Below are 18,139 nucleotides of genomic sequence, written 5' to 3'. Positions count from 1 at the left end.
TGCTGATCTGCTGATCTGCTGATAATTTATCATACCCAGGAGTATTTACATATAGTGTTTCGTAACGGAGATCGATTTACAGGAAGTAAAATTGCAGAATCAGCTATTCGCTGGGGTGCCCGGCAAATGGACACATTTTGCCTTTTCCGGCTCTATTGTCCAAAAGCCGAACTCATAGAGCTTGTAATTTTCGAAACTTATGAGCAGCAGGAAGGCGAATCCCACAGCATGAACAAGCTGGATGACGGCTCCTGGCATCTCAAACTGCCCGGCGACTATACCGGGTTCTACTATGCTTACCGCATATCGCATCCGAAAGACAACCACGCGCTTCTGCACACCGATCACCTGATCGCAGATCCATGGTCCCTACAGGTAAAAACCTTAAACCATTATCAGCAGCACGCCAGAACACGCATCGTATCATCAGAACCGTTTGACTGGGAAGGTGATACCTTCGTCATCCCCGAGGAACAACGGGATCTTGTCATATATGAAGCTCATGTCAAGGACCTGACAGCCCATCCTTCCGCCGGGTCAAGTGCCCCGGGAACCTACAACGGCTTCATCGAGCCGGGAATAACCGGGGGCATTGAACACCTCAAGCGACTCGGCGTCAATGCAGTAGAATTTCTTCCGCTGCAGAAGGCAGCCGGCTTCGAGCCTCCCTTTAACAAAAATACACCAGAGGGCTTTCTGAATACATGGAATCCGTACAGCCGGAATTACTGGGGTTACATGACAAGCTTCTTTTTTGCACCCGAAACCCTCTATGCGTCCGATGCCGGTTCACATCCCGGAGAGTACGGAGGCAGTCCGGAAGTTGCGGCCAGGGAACTCAAGCAGGTTATCAAGGAACTGCACAAGGCAGGTATAGCTGTGATCATGGATGTGGTTTATAACCATGTCTCACAATATGACCTGAGCCCTTTGAAATACACTGACCAGCAGGACTTTTTCCGGACAGACCATGACGGCAACCTCACTTCTGAAAGCGGGTGCGGTAATGATTTGCGGACCGAAGATCCGTATATCCGGGATTTGATTGTATCTTCGGTAGTCTGGTGGATGAAAGAGTACCACATTGACGGATTCCGGTTCGACCTTGCCAACCTGATTGACCGGCAGACCATCGCCGAAATCCGCAAGGAAACAGATAAAATCAATCCGAATGCGCTGCTCATCGCCGAGCCATGGGGCGGCGGATATGACCCCACCGGGTTTTCCGGACACGGATGGAGCTCCTGGAATGACCAGATCCGGAACGGGGTGAAGGGCTATGACCCCATATTCACACCCGGATTCATATTCGGCCGGTGGCATTACGAGACCAACCGCGAAGCACTTGAAAACTACATACGGGGCACATTGATTCATGAATCCAACGGCCGCTTTCACCGTCAGGAACATGCCCTGAATTACCTGGAGTCACACGACGGGTATACGCTTGGCGATTTCATCCGCATTGCTCTGGATCATCAAAAGAAAGACAAACAGTTTGATCATAAACTGTCAACTATTGCTCTTGACGAACAGGAGATGCGCTGTGCCAAACTGGCCGCTCTCTTCCTGTTCACCTCTCAGGGAATTCCGATGATTCACCAGGGCCAGGAGTGGGCCCGCTCAAAATGGATCGTGCCGGAAAACAATAACGATCCGGACGCTCAGAAACTGGATCACAACAGTTACGAAAAAGACAACGCCACCAATTATCTCGATTTTTCGGAAATTGGTTACAATCCGGAGCTGTTCGATTATTACAGGGGACTTATCCGGCTCCGTAAAAACACCGAAGCTTTCCGGCTGGCAAAAGCACGTGATATCAACTTCCACCCGTACGAAGATGCACGCCATATCACATTTGAAGTTTCTGCAAAGCATACTCCGGAAACCGTTTACCTGGTAAGTCTGAACGGAAATCCGGACTCGGATCACGCTGTGCACCTGCCTGAAGGAAAGTGGGACTTAATTGCCGATCATAGCGGGATATATGCGGACAAACCGGTTCCGGTCCGCGGCAAAAAAATTGACGTTCCCCGGACATCCGGAATCATACTGCGCCGCACATCCGCCTGACGGTTGAGCCAACTTCTTTTTTAAGTTGAATTGAATAGCACAAATGAAATATTTTGTGCCTTCGAGGCAGAATAATTATAGGACTGAGCAGGACAAAACGGAGAATTATCTTGTCAGAACATAAGGATCGGGGTAGATGGAATACAAAACTGGGATTTGTACTGGCGGCAGCCGGTTCTGCAGTGGGGCTTGGAAATATCTGGGGATTTCCCACGCAGGTTGCTGACAACGGCGGGGCTTCATTCATTCTGATTTACATCATTTGCTGCCTTGCAGTTGGCCTGCCGGTCATGATTGCTGAGTTCGCAATCGGGCGTCATACCCGCAGAAACCCTGTGGGTGCGTTCAAAAAACTCGGCAACGGCTGGTTTCCGCCATTAATCGGTATCTGGGGTGTGATCTGCGGTGTGATGATTCTCACCTTTTACATGGTCATAGCCGGCTGGACATTCAGCTACATTTTTGAAGAACTGTTTTATTTTACCGGTCTCACAGCTCTTTCCGAGTGGTTCGGCGATCTTCAGAACGGAGTTAAAAATGCCATATTCACCATCTTGTTCATGACCGGAACCGTGGCGATCATCAACGGCGGCGTCAGCAACGGCATTGAACGTGCCACCAAGACCATGATGCCCATTCTGATTCTTGTCCTGATTATCATGATCGGCTATGTGATGACCCTGGAAGGAAGCTCCGAAGGGCTGAAAATGTACCTCCTGCCCGACTTCTCACTCGTTGACACCGGGCTTGTATTTTCTGCTCTCGGCCAGGCGTTTTTCTCCCTTTCCCTGGGGATGGGCGCTTTGCTGACTTACGGGTCCTATCTGAAAAGAAATCAGAACATAGTGGAATCAGCAACGTATGTGACTGTTGCTGACATGAGTATTGCCTTCCTGGCCGGACTGTTGATCATTCCTGCCATGTTTGTTGCCCAGAGTGCCGGAATCACCATTATGGGTGAAGACGGCAGGCTGTTTTCCAGTGCAACACTTGTTTTTGACGTACTTCCGGACATGTTCAAAGCCATGGGCGGCATGTTTGGCCTGATCTTCGGCATGGCTTTTTTCATACTGCTGAGCATGGCTGCTCTCACTTCAACCATATCCCTTCTGGAAGTGCCTGTCTCCTATATCATTGATGAACACAAAATTGCCAGGAAAAAGGCGTCACTGATCGTCGGCAGCATTGTCGTAACCGTATCTCTCGTAATTTCATTCAACATTGACCTGATTGACGTGTTCGCCACCATCTTCAACAATGTCGGGCTTCCCCTGGGCGGATTGATGCTCAGTATTTTTCTTGCCTACTTCTGGAAAACCGAAAATGCTGTTGCCGAGCTCAGGCATGGCTACAGTGATGTCGACAACGGCAAGTTCCCGCTTATCTGGGGAGTTTTCATCAAATACATTTGCCCGGTACTGATTGCACTGGTTCTGATTACAACCCTTTACAATCTGATCTTCTGACATTTCAGCAGTTACTGAGTGCCCATATCGACCGCACCCCGCTTTTGGTATCACACAGTAAGCCGGGGCTATACAAAAACAACTCAGAATTTGTCTCCAAGCGCTAACAGTGGTATTTTTGGTTTCTATATAGAATATTATCATTATCTTTTTATTTATGGCAAAAGTTTCAACATCCGATTTTCGCAACGGCCTCACCATTATGCTTAATGGTGAGATTTACAGCATACTTGAGTTTCTGCATGTCAAACCCGGAAAAGGCGGCGCCTTTGTCCGGACCAAATTGAAAGGAGTGGTCAACGGCAAAGTTCTGGACAAGACCTTCCGCGCCGGTGAATCCGTAGAAGCCGTGCGCGTTGAGCGTCGCCCCTACCAGTTCCTGTACAGGGAAGGTGATATTTACCACTTTATGCACAAGGAAACTTTTGAACAGATACCCGTTCCTGAAGAAAAGATCGACCGGTCTGTATTTCTGAAAGAAAATCAGGATGTTCAGGTCGTTGTACATGCAGAAAACGAGGAAATCCTGTTTGCCGAAATACCGGACCAGGTTGTGCTCAAGGTTGCTGAAACCGAACCCGGAGTCAAGGGTGACACGGCCCAGGGTGGATCCAAATCAGCCAAACTCGAGACCGGGGCAACCATTCAGGTACCATTGTTCATCAACGAAGGCGATATGCTGAAAGTGAACACCAAGGAAGGTTCGTATCTGGAACGTGTGAAAATATAACTGTCATTTATCCTGTCTAACTATCTCTTATGGATTTAAAAACCGTAAAAAACCTGCTTAACCTGATTTCCGAGAGTGATGTCAATGAGGTGGAAATTGAGGAGGGAGACTTTAAAATCAAAGTCAAAAAACAGGCTGATACCATATACAAGAGCGAATCTGCACCCGTTTACGCGGGAAGCCAGGCCGGTGCCGGGTATCAGATGACTCAGCAGGCCCCGCAGCCGTCTCCTGAAAATGCTCCTCCGCAGCAGCCGGTTGCAAATCAGCCGCAGCCGACAGCTGAGAGTACCTCTGAAGATGACAAATACATCACCATAAAATCACCCATAGTAGGAACCTTCTACCGGTCGCCTTCACCCGAATCAGATGCATTCGTTGAAATTGGCGATTCCGTTTCCAAGGGAGATGTCCTTTGCATAGTGGAGGCCATGAAAATCATGAATGAGATTGAGTCGGAGCACTCCGGAAAGATCGTACAGATTCTGGCGGATAATTCCCAGCCGGTTGAGTACGACCAGCCGCTATTTCTCATTGATCCCTCCTGATCATACCTGAATCACGCTATGTTTGACAAAATTCTGATCGCCAACCGTGGCGAAATTGCACTGCGAATCATCCGCACTTGCCGGGAAATGGGCATCAAGACCGTTGCCGTTTACTCCACGGCGGATGAAAAAAGCCTGCATGTCAAGTTCGCTGACGAGGCTGTCTGCATTGGTCCGCCTGCTGCGAAGGACAGCTACCTGAAAATTCCCAGAATTATTGCTGCAGCGGAAATCACCGATGCCAAAGCCATCCACCCCGGATACGGATTTCTTGCCGAAAACGCTGAGTTTTCCAGGATTTGCGAAGAGCACAACATCAAGTTTATCGGTCCTTCCCCGAAAATGATCGACACCATGGGCAACAAATCCATGGCGCGGGAAAATATGCAGAAATACGGCGTGCCTACAATTCCGGGAAGTACCGGCATCATTACATCGCCGGAACAGGCGAAAAAAATTGCCGCCGAAATCGGCTATCCCGTAATTTTCAAGGCTTCCGCCGGTGGTGGCGGACGGGGGATGCGTATCTGCTCCGATGAAAGTGAAATTGAAAAGCAGCTTGTTGCCGCAAGAAATGAATCAGAGGCTTGCTTTGGAAGCGCCGAAATCTATCTCGAAAAATTCATTGTCGAACCACGGCATGTCGAAATTCAGATACTTGGTGACCGCCACGGCCAGGTGGTCCATTTTGGTGAACGAGACTGTTCCATGCAGCGCCGTCATCAGAAGATGCTTGAAGAGTCCCCCTCACCCGGCATGACTCCGGAACTGCGTGAAAAAATGGGACAGGCAGCCGTAAATGCCGCTGAAACCATTCATTATGAAGGCGCGGGGACCATCGAATTTCTGCTGGACCGGGACAAAAATTTCTATTTCATGGAGATGAACACCCGGATACAGGTGGAGCATCCGGTTACAGAGGAAGTCACCAATGAAGATCTTATTCAGCGTCAGATTGAAGTGGCCGCAGGGCTGCCCATCCAGAAGAAAAAGCTCAAAATGCGTGGCCATGCCATTGAATGCAGGATCAATGCAGAGGATCCGAAGTTCAATTTCCGTCCTTCAGCCGGCAAGGTAAAGGCGTTTCATCTGCCGGGCGGTCACAGTGTCCGTGTCGATACGCACGTTTATGCCGGATATGATGTGCCTCCGTTTTATGACTCCATGATCGCCAAACTGATTGTCAGTGCGCCGGACCGCAAGCAGGCCATACACCGCATGAAGCGCGCCCTGAACGAGTTCGTCATTGAAGGTATTCAAACCAACATTCCATATCAGCTTCAGCTGATGGATGACCCGAATTTCATTGCCGGCAAATTCGATACAAAGTATCTTGAGAATCAATTCAAGTTCAATCCCGATCCAACATAACAAAGCTATTATGAACCATCCGAAAGAATTGAAATACACCAAAGAGCATGAATGGGTACGTGACAACGGGGATGGAACCGCCACAGTCGGTATCACCGATTTTGCCCAAAGTGAGCTCGGCGACATTGTTTTCGTGGAAATTGACAAAGTCGGCGAATCCGTCGACAAGGATGACACTTTCGGCACCGTGGAAGCGGTCAAAACCGTTTCCGAACTCTACATGCCTGTCTCCGGCGAAATTCTCGAATGGAATGAAGGACTGGAGGATGACCCCGAGCTTATCAACAACGATCCTTACGGCGAGGGCTGGCTGATCAAAATCAAAATGAGTGATACCTCACAGCTGGATTCGCTGCTCTCTGTAGATGATTACAACGAGATCATTGCCTGACAGATGACAGGAATTACCAGTCCGGAGCAAGAATGGATACTTATACTGGATTACGGTTCCCAGTATAATCAGCTGATTGCCCGTCGCATACGGGAAAACCAGGTGTACTGTGAAATACACCCCTTTGACACCGATCTGAAGCAGTTTTCCGCCCGGCCGCCCGGCGGAATCATCCTTTCAGGCGGACCAATGAGTGTCAATGATCCCGATGCACCGGCATTCAACAAGGAAGTACTGGATCTGAACGTGCCGGTCCTGGGTATCTGCTACGGATTGCAGGCAATGGCTCACCACCTGAAGCCCGGCTCCGTCAGCAATGCAGAAAAGCGGGAATATGGCAGGGCAAAAATCAGCGTAATCAAAAGGAATGCCCTGTTTGCAGGAATTCCCGATGAAAATACCGTCTGGATGAGTCATGGTGACCACATCATCCACCTGCCGGACAGCTTTGATGTCATCGCCCGGACAGACAATGCTCCGGTAGCCGCCGTTAAAGATCATACCCGGCCAGTTTACGGCGTACAGTTTCATCCGGAGGTGGTGCATACCGAACACGGCCGTGACATACTCCACAATTTTGTGCGCAAAATTTGCGGCCTGAAGGGTTACTGGACGCCGGAATCTTTTGTCGACAGCACCATTAAACGGATCCGTGAGCAGGCCGGCGACGGCAAAGTCATATGCGGATTGTCCGGCGGGGTGGACTCTACCGTAGCCGCAACGCTTTTGCACCGCGCTATCGGCGACCGACTGTTATGCGTTTTTGTAAACAACGGCGTACTGCGAAAAAATGAATTTTCCGATGTACAGCATCTTTATACCGAAAAGCTGAAACTCCCGGTCAAGGCTGTGGATGCGTCCGACCTGTTTCTCGACCGTCTGAAAGGAGTAAGCGATCCGGAAAAAAAACGGAAGATCATCGGCAATACCTTTATTGAAGTATTCGACAATGCCGTCAGCGAGGAAAATGGATTTACCCATCTGGCACAGGGCACACTTTACCCCGATGTTATCGAGAGCGTTTCATTTCGCGGTCCTTCCGTTACCATCAAATCGCATCACAATGTTGGCGGGCTGCCTGAAAAAATGAACCTGAAGCTTCTGGAGCCGCTCCGGGAACTGTTTAAAGATGAGGTTCGCAAAGTCGGCGCCGCCCTCGATATTCCTTTCGATTTTCTTGGACGCCACCCCTTTCCCGGTCCCGGACTATCGATCAGAATTCTTTCCGACGTCACCCGCGAGAAAGTCCGCCTGCTTCAGGAAGCCGATGCCATCTACATCGAAGAACTGCGCTCACATAACCTGTATGATTCGGTCTGGCAGGCCTTTGTGGTCCTGCTCCCGGTTCAGAGTGTGGGAGTAATGGGAGACGAGCGCACCTATGAGTTTGTGGTCGGCCTGCGGGCTGTTACAAGTGTAGACGGAATGACGGCCGACTGGGCCCACCTCCCATACGATTTTCTTGCAAAGGTATCCAACCGGATCATCAACGAGGTCAAAGGTATCAACAGGGTTGTCTACGATATCAGCTCCAAGCCCCCGGCAACGATCGAGTGGGAATAGGCATATCGGCAACAGCAGATGTATTTCCTTCAATGAGTTATACGTTAACTGGTAAATCATTCTATTTAAATTATCCTTTATGAACAACCACCGTTATTTGTCCGGTCTCTTTTCCATCATTTTTTTCGGCGGATTGCTGCTTTTTTCAGGTCTGACTGCAAATGGTTCTGCGGGGATTACCGGCATGTCCGGCGGCACAGAAGCAACCGATACCGATGACCGCTTCGAGAAAGGAATGGATCATTACCGGAATGCTCAGTTTGACTCAGCGGCATATTTTTTCTCCGGCCTGGAGACTCCTGAAGCAAAGCTTTTCCTGGGCAAAAGCTACTTTGCCCTCAGCGAGTACCCAAAAGCCAAAAACAAGCTTCGCCAGCTGACACGGGATGATGATCCCCGGCTGCATGATGAGGCCCGCTATACACTGTCACTTGCCGATTTTCAGACCCGCCAGTACGGAAAAAGTCTTGATAAGCTGTACAATCTCAAATCCCGTCCTGCCTACCAGGATCTGCATGAAGATGCCGAAATTCTCTATGATCAGATCATAGGGTACCTCACAACCGGACAACGCCGCAAGGCATTTATGCAGAGTGAGTATCCGAGGGTGCAGTTTGATCTGCTGCGTTACGGGCTGGACTACATGGCCAGACCGGAAGCATCAGAGCTGTACAGTACACTTGAGAATTATTTCCATGACACCATCGATACCAATATGGTAGCCGCTCTGAAAAGACGGATCGACCGGTTGCCGGAGCAGAGAAGTGCATCGGCCAGATACGGGCCCGCTCCTGAAGGCATCGTCTACAATATCGGAGTGCTGCTTCCTGAAACGGAAAGCGAATCAAGAGAGTGGCGTGTGGCGCGGTCTCTGTATAACGGATACCTGCTTGCAGCCGAAGAATTCAACAGAGAGAATGACGACAAGCATATCCGTCTGCATCATGTAACAACTTCCGATACTGCACTCACAAACAAGGCGGCGATGGCAAAAATGGCCTGGAAATATCATGCTGACGCGGTAATCGGGCCGCTGTTTTCCGAGGCGGCTTATGAAATCCGGGACCTTGCCGAATATTATCAAATACCCGTCATCCCGCCACTTGCCAATGCGGATACCCTGAACATCGAAAATCCATACATCTACCAAATTAACCCGACATTCGAAGTCAGAGGCAAGGCCATGGCGCGCTTTGCCGTAAACAAACTGGAGCTGGATACACTGGCCGTGATCACCCAGAGCAACCAGCCTGTGGTCCGCGAAGCCCAGGCTTTCAGAAATGAAGCCGAAAAACTGGGAGCCAAGGTGGTGCATTACTTCAGTGAAAATTTTGAAGAGACCGCTTTTGATGTCGATCATATCACTCCCTGGTTTGCACGGAGCGAGCGGCATCTGGGAAGAGGTGTAGACCCTGATGACTATCCTCTTGTACCGATAAAAGGACTCTATCTTTCGGTAACCGGATCAGGGTCGGATCAGCTCATTGATATCATATTGACAGACCTTCAGGCGAACCGGAGCGAGGTTACGATACTTGGAAACGAGGAGATGTCACATGTCGACCTGAGCGATGATAGACGCCGCTATTTTGACATATATTACAGTGATTTTTTCCACACCGATGAAGATAAACGGGCAACCCGCAGATTTCAGGACAACTACCAGTCACTCACCGGCTCCGGCGCCGACAACTTTGCGCACCTTGGCTATGATGTGGCCACATATCTTTTCAAGAGCCTGACTGAATTGCAGAATCCCGGAAGAATCAAGCCGCGCCTGCGTCATTTGCCTGAATACGAAGGAGTGATTACAAACATCGACTTCCAGGGCTCTCACATCAATAATTATCTCCATTTTCTGCATGTCACCAGAGATGAAACCATTCTTTATGTCCCTGAAAAAGATGAGGATGAGGATGATGAAGACGAAGATAACGGTGATAATGACGGGAATACGGATGAATGATGCCGTCCCGGGATGATGATACCATCCTGAGATGATCGTGCCATCATGAAATGATGTTTTTTTCTCAGAGAAAAAGATCGCCCTGAGATGCTGAGAGAATTCCGGACCGGGTTTATCAGCAGAGTTGCCGGATTGTTACCAGTTGGGACGACTTATTTTCGCATTATCGGAAGCCTGGAAAACAGGCTGATTTTTTTCTGCGGGAAGTACCCTTCGCTGGCAGAGCGGACATCCTCTACTGAAATGAAGGCTTTCGGCATTTTTTCATTGATAATTCCGATCATTTCCTGCAGGTCCCGACGCTTTATTACGCTCAGTATAAGACGTACCTGACCGCTGACACCACTTGCCGATATTGATGTCACCCCGAACTCTTTTTCCTTCAGATAGTCGATCAGTTCGGTAGCATCTTCGTTGGTAATCGTGCGGACGCATATCAGTCCCATGGCGATTTTTTCTTCCAGATATATTCCGACATAATTGCCAAGTGCAAATCCGGTTGCATATGCCAGATAGAGTCCGGCATTGGTCAGGCTTTGCATGATCTGCCCTATGGCCACCAGCCAGATCAGCGATTCAAAAAAACCGATCAGCGGGGCAATTTTCCTCATTCCCCGGGATACAAATATAATCCGGAGTGTTCCAAGGGTCACATCGACAACTCTCGCAATGAGTATCAGCAGGGGCAAAATGACCCAGCCGAACCAGCTGAATTCGAACGTAAAAATATCCAGTATTTCCATTTCCCTTCCCTCTTTGTGATCAACTGACCCTCTGTCAGCGATTCATAAAACGATTTTGTAATAATACGTTCAGTCTGCCGCTGCTCCCTGCCGTGCTGCTTCTTCCCTCTCCATCTCTGCCTGCTTCATACGCTGCTCCCGGAGCCAGTCGGTCCACTCCCTGCTCTTCCGCCGATGTTCGGCATATGTTCTTGAGAACGCATGGTAACCGTCGGGCCGTGCCACCATGAACATGTAATCGTGATCTTCCGGATATAGTGCGGCACGCAGTGATGAGTACGAAGGATTAGTAATTGGTCCGGGCGGAAGACCGTGAATGCGATAGGTGTTATACGGGTGATCGATTCTGTAGTCGGCATACACCAGCCTGCTTCTTGTCCCTTTCGCGTAATTGACTGTCGGATCAGCCTGCAGACGCCATCTACTGTCCAGCCGGTTCCAGTAAAGGCCGCTGATAGCCGGTTTCTCATCGTCATATTTAGCTTCCCACTCTATGATGGATGCCAGTGTTGTAACTTCATCGGCACTAAGGCCAAGCTCATCCATCCGGTCAGCGTAACTTTCCATAATCCGCCTTTCAAACTCCGAAAGCAGTCTGTTGACAAGACGCTCAGGCGAGGTGGTCCAGTAGACTTCATAGGAATCACCTATAATCCGCCCGTAAAGTTCATGCGCCTCAATGCCATACCGGTTCAGTATGCTTGTGTCGGACATGGCTGCTGCAAGATCATCGGCTTCAAACTGCATCTGAGAGGCTATGCGCTCTTTCAGTCTCTCCTTGTCAGCGCCGGGAGGTATGCGAAGCGTCATGGGATCCTGCAGGCCCATGGCAAGTTTGTTGAGGAACTCAGGGTAGCTAATGCCTCCGTCAAATTCATACCGGCCGGTGCTGAAATTCCGCAACCCCACAATGCCTGAGGCCCACCGCAATTCATCTGCATCAAAGGAAATGCCGCTTTCTTCCAAAAGGGAAATCAACTCATCCAATTGTATTCTCTCATCGATGAGCAGCACGGTAGCGGGCGGCGCCTGAATGGCTGAATCAGAGTTGAGACGGTATGTCCGTGAAGAGAAAACCAAAACAAAAGCCAGTAAGAGAACCAGCACACCGGCAGCCCATTCCCTGAGTTGCAAATGGTTGAAACCTGATATAAACATCATCACCTTATTTCTTGAAAGCATCTCTGTAACTAATAAACTTCAATGATCTCTTTTTCATTTCGCCTGGACCGGATCATCGCAATGATGGTTGTTATCCCGTAAAGCAGCAGAAATGCCGCAACAATGATGGATATGATATCCGGAAACGAAATGAGCAATACTGCCGCCAGCAGCGGAATAACAGCAAACAGGGTAAATCCGCCACTAAGCAGGGAACCGATTCCTATAACCAGAAGAAAAAAAGCAAAGAAATAAGGTATAAACGAGGGAAAAACAAAAATGAATATACCGGTCACCACGGATGCCGCAACAATCACAGCGGGAGCCTTGAACACCAGAAAAACAAGACCGGTTGCAATCAGGTAACTGCCAATGATGTAGTACAGCGCATCCGGCCAGAGCATGACAAGCACGCCTGTCACGATGGCCAGCAGTGCGTGAAATACACGGCGCTTACCTGTATTGGAATTCATCATAAAATGTATCTGCACAGCCAATTTTTAATTCTCCTGTTTGGTTTCTGAGAACTCTGAATAATACAAAGAACCGGATGTCAATAGAAATACTCTTTGCTCAATAACGGCGATATCCCGAAGTTTTTTCCAGGGCTCATCAACCCGCCAGTTGCCGAGATGCTGCCCGGACAAATCAAACAGGTGCAGCACGCTTCCGGACAGGACCCATATCCGGCGGTCAGCCACACGGACGCGCTCCAGATCAGCGAAGGTGCCGATGCTGGCCAGCTCCCTGCCCGTATCGGTCATGATGTAAATCGTTCCGCTTTTGTAATCGGTGATAAACAGTGATTCATCAAAATAGATCAGGCGCGTCGGGTCTTCGAGGTCATCAAGCCGGAAATGCTGCAAATAGCTGCCGTTGGCATTGAAATGAAACACCCGTCTGTTCCGGCGGTCCAGCACATATACCTCCCCGATTTCATTGGTGGTCACATCTGCTGGTGAAAATTCTGTGTCTTCAAGTGCCCACGAAGGCACTGTAAACGACCGGACATATCCAAAGTCGTGATCCAGCCAATGAACCTGCTGTGAACCTGAGCTCACTACCAGAATTTCGGTATCCAGGATCAGTGAGAGTGACTCCGGCTTGTCCAGATCCGGCAGGATGCGTTCTTCGCTGACAGCATCGGCAGGCGCTGCATGGTCATCTTCAGCAGTTTCTGTGTCATCTGTGGAGCTATCCGTTTCTCCGGATGCATCCGCGTCCTCTTCATCAAATGATACCTGGTAAACGGAGATCCTGTCTGCTCCGGCTTCGGCGATAATCAGCTCGCTGTTTTCGCGGACAACCATGGATTTCGCCTCCTCCAGCCCGCCGACCATCTCGATTTCATTGAGCCGCAGGGTATCTGACCGTTCATCATGTTCCTTATCCGCAAAACCCTCTGCTTTCTGTGCGAAACAAACGAGCAAAACTACCATTCCGCCAAAAACAGCCTTTTTTATGTCACCCGGAAAATGCATGTGCAGCCGTTCTCTAAAATTCAACATATACCTGGCCGGTCAGCCCGCGCTCCACCGGCACATCTTCCTGTATAAAATACAGAGCCGGCTTCCGGAACGGATCAACCCGTCCGGGATCCCAGTTTCGTGAATCATCCCTTATTTCGAATACCTTCACCACATAATTTCCCGGCGGCAGCTTTTCGAACTCCCGTTCCCCGGTCATTTCCTCATCACGCACAACATGGCCCCGTTCATCGATAATGCGGACGCGATAGGTGAGGGTATCCTTTTCGATTTCACCGTTTTCATCCTCTTCAATGATCACATTCATCCCGCCCATGTCGTCTTCGTAATGAATCTGAGGCTGAATCGTTCTGCGGCTCATATCCGCTTCATCCCAGACGCGTATCTCATATGATTCGCTGCTGCTCCACTCCCCGTCAGGATACACAAACAGCAGATTATCCCTTATTTCGGCGTGCGGCCACGGGCTGTGGGTCGTCTGGCTTTCCACCACAATAAGTGAGTCCAGCACATCCGGAGAATCATCCAGGAGTCTTGCATACCGAAAGACGAGGGGTTCATCCGGAGTAATTCCATGCCTGGTATCGTTGCCAATATAGCGTGCAAACGTCGTGTCGGCTTCATCCGACCCCGGAAACTCTTCAACATCCGATTCAGCCGTGTTTCCGGCCAGGTCGGTTATACCCTGCATCTGCAGTTTGTATGACACGCCGTCGGGAAGCGGCTCAGGTGACTGGGCAAGTATGATGCCCTGATCCTGTTCATCTACATAAAGCGGGATGGCATCGGTTATGAACTGCCCGCCGGTATCTGTAATTTCCAGCAGTGCATCATCTTCGATCATCACCTCTTCGCTGAACCGCAGCCTCAAGCGCACTTCAGAAAGCATTCCCACTCCCTGGAGTCTCGGGGGGATGGTGTCCTCACGGGTTACGAAAACCGTGCCGATATCCAGCTCATCTGCTCTCCCAAGCCCGATGGTATCTGTGCGAAACGGCTGGGCGTCTTCGCGGTCACGATCCCATCTGCGGTTTCTGTTCCGGTCATCGAGCCAGAACGCCTTGTACTTGCCTTCACGAAGATAATTGAAGCTGACCACACCGGCAGAATCAGCCTGGGCTACATAATCGGCGCCGGTTTCAAGATCGACAGGATAGCGGTAGAGCACCACCCGCTCGCCCCTCTTGCCCTCACCGGTGCCGGCATCCCTGACCCTGGCCGTTATCTTCCCTTCGTCGATATCAGGTCCGGTGGAAATGGCAAGCTGGTAAGGGGAATTGATTCTGTTGTTGCGGGTATCGGAAAGATCGGTTCCCAAAGTGAAAATGATGGTGGTTGTATCCGGCAACGGATCTTCAAATGTAACCCTGACCGACCTGCGCCGGAAACTGATATCATATTCTATGTCGACATCCGGTTCCATCTGAAAGGCCTCCCGGAAACTGTCACGGTCAACATACTTTGAAAACTGAAAGGTGATCCGGTCACCGTCAAACATAGTGGTGCCGGACGGCGGGTCGGTTTCCACTACTTCCGGAGGAGTGCGGTCGGCAGGTCCACCGGAAGGCTGCGTGGGCGTGGCGCACTCCACCAATAAAAATGCTGTGCTGACAATCAGAAGAAAGAATAAAAATCGGTGCATTCCGGGTTGCATCAACTTCTTACGTTATAGAGAAGGTAAATGGTGACAGCTACTGCTCCGGTAATAATTGCTGGTTCAGCCAGCCGGCTGAGCACGGAGAATCGCCGGGACTCTTCCCTGTGATGAAACCTTGCCGGGTTCCAAGTGCCCGCCAGATCCGAAACCTGACCGGAAGGTATCTCGTCCTCCACATGAAACGAGCTGCTCCATGCAATTTGTATCTCCTGATCCGGATCCAGCCAGGTAAAAAACAGATCGGAGCTCAGGATCCTGCGGCTGGATCCGCCACGTTCAATGATAACGGTATTTTCAGGTTCCCACTCGATACGAATCACATGCCGTTCACCGGAAGAATCGGCCAGCCTGATGCCTTCCTCAAGCAGGCTCCGGTACATCTGGTCACGCACCGAAGCCGGCACATCCATATCAAGATAAACCGGCTGCGGGATGATTCTGTCGTCTCCGGCCAGCAGGTTGTTGTCCGAATCGACATGATCCAGTATGATCCTGACGGTCTCCCCGGCAACGACGGAAGCATTAGAAGCTACCGTATCGTCGCTATCGGAGCCGGAGTCACCGGCGGGGTCACCTGCTTCCGGGGACATTGCCCGGCCGGGTTGCAGCAAGACCGCCATGAATAAAAATGAAATGAATATGCTTACCGGTAAATATTTCAACCTGGGACACGACATCATTTTTAACGCATTTTTCAGAATGAGATGACCAAATTTGTTGCAACAGCAAATACCTGATTGTGGAAATGCCGTTTTCCAAGGCAATATACCTAACTTGTTTTGAATTACGAATTGGTAACACTAAGTTTGTACCGTTACATTCAGAGCAAACTGATTGCCGGGATAGCTTGTTACTTCTCTGTATATCACCTGAATTTAATTATCTGTACATGGGAATAAGGGACATATCGCACCCCGGCTTGTATACCGATCTGTATCAACTGACAATGAGTCAGGGATACTTCAGGACGGGAATGCATAAAAAGCCGGCCTGTTTTGACTACTTTTTCCGGCAGGCTCCATTCGGGGGGCAGTTTGTCGTATTCGCAGGCCTGGCTGACCTGCTGGAAGTGCTGGAATCCTACCGGTTCAGCAAAGATGAGTGCAACTGGCTGCTGGACAAAGGATTTGACCGCGAGTTCTGTGATTATCTTTCCGGTTATCGTTTCGACGGAACCGTCATCAGTGTCAGGGAAGGAGAAATCGTTTTTCCGGCTGAACCCGTACTCACTGTTTCGGGCTCGATGCTTTCCTGTCAGCTGATAGAAACCCTGCTGCTCAACATCCTCAACTTTCAATCGCTTATTGCCACAAAAGCCCGCAGACTCAAACTTGCCTGCGGTGACCGGAAGCTGATCGATTTCGGCCTTCGGCGTGGACAGGGGACCGGAGCAATTGCCGCATCGCGCGCGGCCGCCATCGGAGGCGTCAGCGCCACTTCCAACGTGCTTGCCGGCTATCGTCACAACATCCCTGTTTCGGGAACCATGGCACACTCCTGGATCCAGTGTTTTGACAGCGAGCTCAACGCTTTCCAAAAGTACGCCGATATGTATCCGGATACGTCCATCCTGCTTGTAGATACATACGACTCGGTCGGCTCAGGCATTCCGAATGCGATCACGGTCGCAAAGGAACTGGAGGAACGCGGCAACCGGCTGCTGGCGATCCGTCTGGACAGCGGCAACCCTCTTGAGCTGTCCCGCAAGGCCCGGGCGATGCTGGACGATGCCGGTCTCGATTATGTGGCCATTGCTGTTTCTGACCAGCTGGATGAAGGCCGGATTGTATCATTGATGCGTGATAAAGCCCCGATAGATTATTTCGGAGTTGGTACCCGGCTTATTACCGGCCACCCTGACGGGGCTCTGAGCGGGGTGTACAAGATGAGCTGGTTCGGAGACCGCCCAACGATGAAGTATACTGATGAGCCATCGAAACGAAGCCTTCCCGGTATCAAAAGCCTGTCCCGCGTGTCTGATGAAGACGGTACTTTCCGCCACGATATCATATCACTGAAAAAAACCGGCAGCAGTGATCCCGAAGCAGACAGCGATGGTCCTGACGGACGGGATTCCGTCAATACGCAGCAGTTTATCCGAAAGCTCGTGATGCAGAACGGCAAAATCACAAAAACCACCACCGACCTTTCCGCTATCGCAGGTTTCAGCTCAGAAAGAACAGACAGGGTTCCGGAACCTGTAAAACGATTAAGCAATCCGGCTTGTTATGACATCAGAATCAATCAAAGCATTGCAAACCTTATAGATAAACTGAAGCAGAAAGTGTAATCCATAACAGGACATACATCTCAGCAAAACAATTTCACAGTTTTTATGAATTCAGCTCTTTTGATAGTTGATACTCAAAATGATTTCTGCCCCGGCGGCGCACTGGCTGTGCCTGAGGGAGACCGGGTCGTACCGGTTATCAATCAGCTCACCGGAAAATTCCGGAATATCATTCTTACCCAGGACTGGCATCCTGCCGGACATCACTCCTTTGCCTCATCTCACAGCGCCAAAGAACCTTTTGATGAAGTGACCATGGACTACGGCAGACAGGTACTCTGGCCGGATCATTGCATCCAGGGGACCAAAGGCGCCGAATTTCACCCCGATCTGAATGTCGAATCCGCCCAGCTTATTATCCGCAAGGGGTTTCGCAAAGAAATTGATTCCTACTCCGGGTTTTTTGAAAACGATCATCAGACGGCAACCGGACTTGCAGGATATCTCAAAGAAAGAGATGTTGAAACACTTTATATCGCTGGATTAGCAGCAGATTTTTGCGTAAAATGGACTGTCCTGGATGCCCGGAAACTGGGCTTTCAGGTACATGTTGTAAAAGATGCGGTACAGGGCCTTGATGTGAACGGGTCGCTGGATCAGGCCTGGCACGAGATGTCCGCGTCAGGGGCTCATTTCATTGAATCCAAACAACTTCTTGCGTAAGTACCGCAGTCACGATGACAACTACCG

Annotated in this window: 16 protein-coding genes; 10 read left to right on the top strand and 6 right to left on the bottom strand. The window is 50.1% G+C overall.

Going from position 1 to position 18,139, the window contains the following annotated elements; all coding sequences use genetic code 11:
• The first annotated feature begins 54 nt into the window (after positions 1–54).
• From NATSA_RS09780 to NATSA_RS09745, 8 genes are all read left to right on the top strand, one after another.
• Complete coding sequence (locus NATSA_RS09780) at positions 55–2,076, top strand: alpha-amylase family glycosyl hydrolase (protein ID WP_210512120.1); 2,022 nt, start codon at positions 55–57, stop codon at positions 2,074–2,076.
• Between the two features lie 110 nt (positions 2,077–2,186).
• Positions 2,187–3,542 (top strand): sodium-dependent transporter, encoded by a 1,356-nt coding sequence (locus NATSA_RS09775; protein WP_246481780.1) that lies wholly within the window; start codon positions 2,187–2,189, stop codon positions 3,540–3,542.
• A 157-nt stretch (positions 3,543–3,699) separates the two neighbouring features.
• On the top strand, positions 3,700–4,272 hold the full coding sequence (efp, locus tag NATSA_RS09770; RefSeq protein ID WP_210512118.1) for an elongation factor P: 573 nt from the start codon (positions 3,700–3,702) through the stop codon (positions 4,270–4,272).
• 29 nt (positions 4,273–4,301) lie between these two features.
• Positions 4,302–4,820, top strand: a complete 519-nt coding sequence (gene accB / locus NATSA_RS09765; protein WP_210512117.1) for an acetyl-CoA carboxylase biotin carboxyl carrier protein — start codon at positions 4,302–4,304, stop codon at positions 4,818–4,820.
• An 18-nt stretch (positions 4,821–4,838) separates the two neighbouring features.
• Positions 4,839–6,191, top strand: a complete 1,353-nt coding sequence (gene accC, locus NATSA_RS09760; protein WP_210512115.1) for an acetyl-CoA carboxylase biotin carboxylase subunit — start codon at positions 4,839–4,841, stop codon at positions 6,189–6,191.
• Between the two features lie 10 nt (positions 6,192–6,201).
• Positions 6,202–6,582: a glycine cleavage system protein GcvH gene (gcvH, locus tag NATSA_RS09755; protein WP_246481779.1), complete on the top strand. Its 381-nt coding sequence runs from the start codon at positions 6,202–6,204 to the stop codon at positions 6,580–6,582.
• 3 nt (positions 6,583–6,585) lie between these two features.
• Entirely contained in the window at positions 6,586–8,145 is a 1,560-nt protein-coding gene (guaA, locus tag NATSA_RS09750) for a glutamine-hydrolyzing GMP synthase (RefSeq protein WP_210512113.1), read from the top strand.
• Positions 8,146–8,224: 79 nt separating this feature from the next.
• Positions 8,225–10,111 carry an ABC transporter substrate-binding protein gene (locus NATSA_RS09745; RefSeq protein ID WP_210512111.1) on the top strand — a complete coding sequence of 629 codons (1,887 nt, stop codon included), beginning with the start codon at positions 8,225–8,227 and terminating at the stop codon, positions 10,109–10,111.
• A gap of 152 nt (positions 10,112–10,263) precedes the next feature.
• On the opposite strand, the gene NATSA_RS09740 is transcribed toward NATSA_RS09745, so the two are convergent.
• From NATSA_RS09740 to NATSA_RS09715, 6 genes are all read right to left on the bottom strand, one after another.
• The gene (locus NATSA_RS09740) at positions 10,264–10,854 is read right to left on the bottom strand and encodes a DUF2179 domain-containing protein (protein ID WP_210512110.1); all 591 of its coding nucleotides are present in this window, start codon (positions 10,852–10,854) and stop codon (positions 10,264–10,266) included.
• 69 nt (positions 10,855–10,923) lie between these two features.
• Complete coding sequence (gene mltG / locus NATSA_RS09735) at positions 10,924–12,036, bottom strand: endolytic transglycosylase MltG (protein ID WP_210512108.1); 1,113 nt, start codon at positions 12,034–12,036, stop codon at positions 10,924–10,926.
• An 8-nt stretch (positions 12,037–12,044) separates the two neighbouring features.
• Entirely contained in the window at positions 12,045–12,488 is a 444-nt protein-coding gene (locus NATSA_RS09730; RefSeq protein WP_210512106.1) for a DUF3096 domain-containing protein, read from the bottom strand.
• Between the two features lie 27 nt (positions 12,489–12,515).
• Entirely contained in the window at positions 12,516–13,523 is a 1,008-nt protein-coding gene (locus tag NATSA_RS09725; protein WP_210512104.1) for an NHL repeat-containing protein, read from the bottom strand.
• Positions 13,510–15,144, bottom strand: a complete 1,635-nt coding sequence (locus NATSA_RS09720; protein WP_210512103.1) for an Ig-like domain-containing domain — start codon at positions 15,142–15,144, stop codon at positions 13,510–13,512. The genes NATSA_RS09725 and NATSA_RS09720 overlap by 14 nt, the downstream gene beginning before the upstream one ends.
• Before the next feature lie 11 nt (positions 15,145–15,155).
• A complete protein-coding gene (locus NATSA_RS09715; protein WP_210512101.1) occupies positions 15,156–15,749 on the bottom strand; it encodes a hypothetical protein in 594 nt (197 codons plus the stop codon).
• 299 nt (positions 15,750–16,048) lie between these two features.
• On the opposite strand from NATSA_RS09715, the gene NATSA_RS09710 reads away from it, so the two are divergent.
• Together NATSA_RS09710 and pncA are read left to right on the top strand one after the other, a co-directional pair.
• Complete coding sequence (locus NATSA_RS09710) at positions 16,049–17,449, top strand: nicotinate phosphoribosyltransferase (protein WP_210512099.1); 1,401 nt, start codon at positions 16,049–16,051, stop codon at positions 17,447–17,449.
• A 45-nt stretch (positions 17,450–17,494) separates the two neighbouring features.
• Positions 17,495–18,112: a bifunctional nicotinamidase/pyrazinamidase gene (pncA, locus tag NATSA_RS09705; protein WP_210512097.1), complete on the top strand. Its 618-nt coding sequence runs from the start codon at positions 17,495–17,497 to the stop codon at positions 18,110–18,112.
• Positions 18,113–18,139 lie beyond the last annotated feature (27 nt).

The organism is Natronogracilivirga saccharolytica (genome assembly GCF_017921895.1).
Taxonomy (GTDB): domain Bacteria; phylum Bacteroidota; class Rhodothermia; order Balneolales; family Natronogracilivirgulaceae; genus Natronogracilivirga; species Natronogracilivirga saccharolytica.
The sequence above is the reverse complement of the archived record's forward strand: the minus strand, read 5'-3'. Positions and strand labels throughout refer to the sequence as shown.

Bases quoted from the DNA above. Each gene is read 5' to 3' on its own strand.
- NATSA_RS09740 (WP_210512110.1), bottom strand. From the start codon at position 10,854: ATGGAAATACTGGATATTTTTACGTTCGAATTCAGCTGGTTCGGCTGG.
- accB (WP_210512117.1), top strand. From the start codon at position 4,302: ATGGATTTAAAAACCGTAAAAAACCTGCTTAACCTGATTTCCGAGAGT.
- NATSA_RS09715 (WP_210512101.1), bottom strand. From the start codon at position 15,749: ATGTCCCCGGAAGCAGGTGACCCCGCCGGTGACTCCGGCTCCGATAGC.
- NATSA_RS09725 (WP_210512104.1), bottom strand. From the start codon at position 13,523: ATGTTGAATTTTAGAGAACGGCTGCACATGCATTTTCCGGGTGACATA.
- pncA (WP_210512097.1), top strand. From the start codon at position 17,495: ATGAATTCAGCTCTTTTGATAGTTGATACTCAAAATGATTTCTGCCCC.
- gcvH (WP_246481779.1), top strand. From the start codon at position 6,202: ATGAACCATCCGAAAGAATTGAAATACACCAAAGAGCATGAATGGGTA.
- NATSA_RS09730 (WP_210512106.1), bottom strand. From the start codon at position 12,488: ATGAATTCCAATACAGGTAAGCGCCGTGTATTTCACGCACTGCTGGCC.
- guaA (WP_210512113.1), top strand. From the start codon at position 6,586: ATGACAGGAATTACCAGTCCGGAGCAAGAATGGATACTTATACTGGAT.
- mltG (WP_210512108.1), bottom strand. From the start codon at position 12,036: ATGCTTTCAAGAAATAAGGTGATGATGTTTATATCAGGTTTCAACCAT.
- NATSA_RS09710 (WP_210512099.1), top strand. From the start codon at position 16,049: ATGGGAATAAGGGACATATCGCACCCCGGCTTGTATACCGATCTGTAT.
- accC (WP_210512115.1), top strand. From the start codon at position 4,839: ATGTTTGACAAAATTCTGATCGCCAACCGTGGCGAAATTGCACTGCGA.
- NATSA_RS09720 (WP_210512103.1), bottom strand. From the start codon at position 15,144: ATGCACCGATTTTTATTCTTTCTTCTGATTGTCAGCACAGCATTTTTA.
- efp (WP_210512118.1), top strand. From the start codon at position 3,700: ATGGCAAAAGTTTCAACATCCGATTTTCGCAACGGCCTCACCATTATG.
- NATSA_RS09745 (WP_210512111.1), top strand. From the start codon at position 8,225: ATGAACAACCACCGTTATTTGTCCGGTCTCTTTTCCATCATTTTTTTC.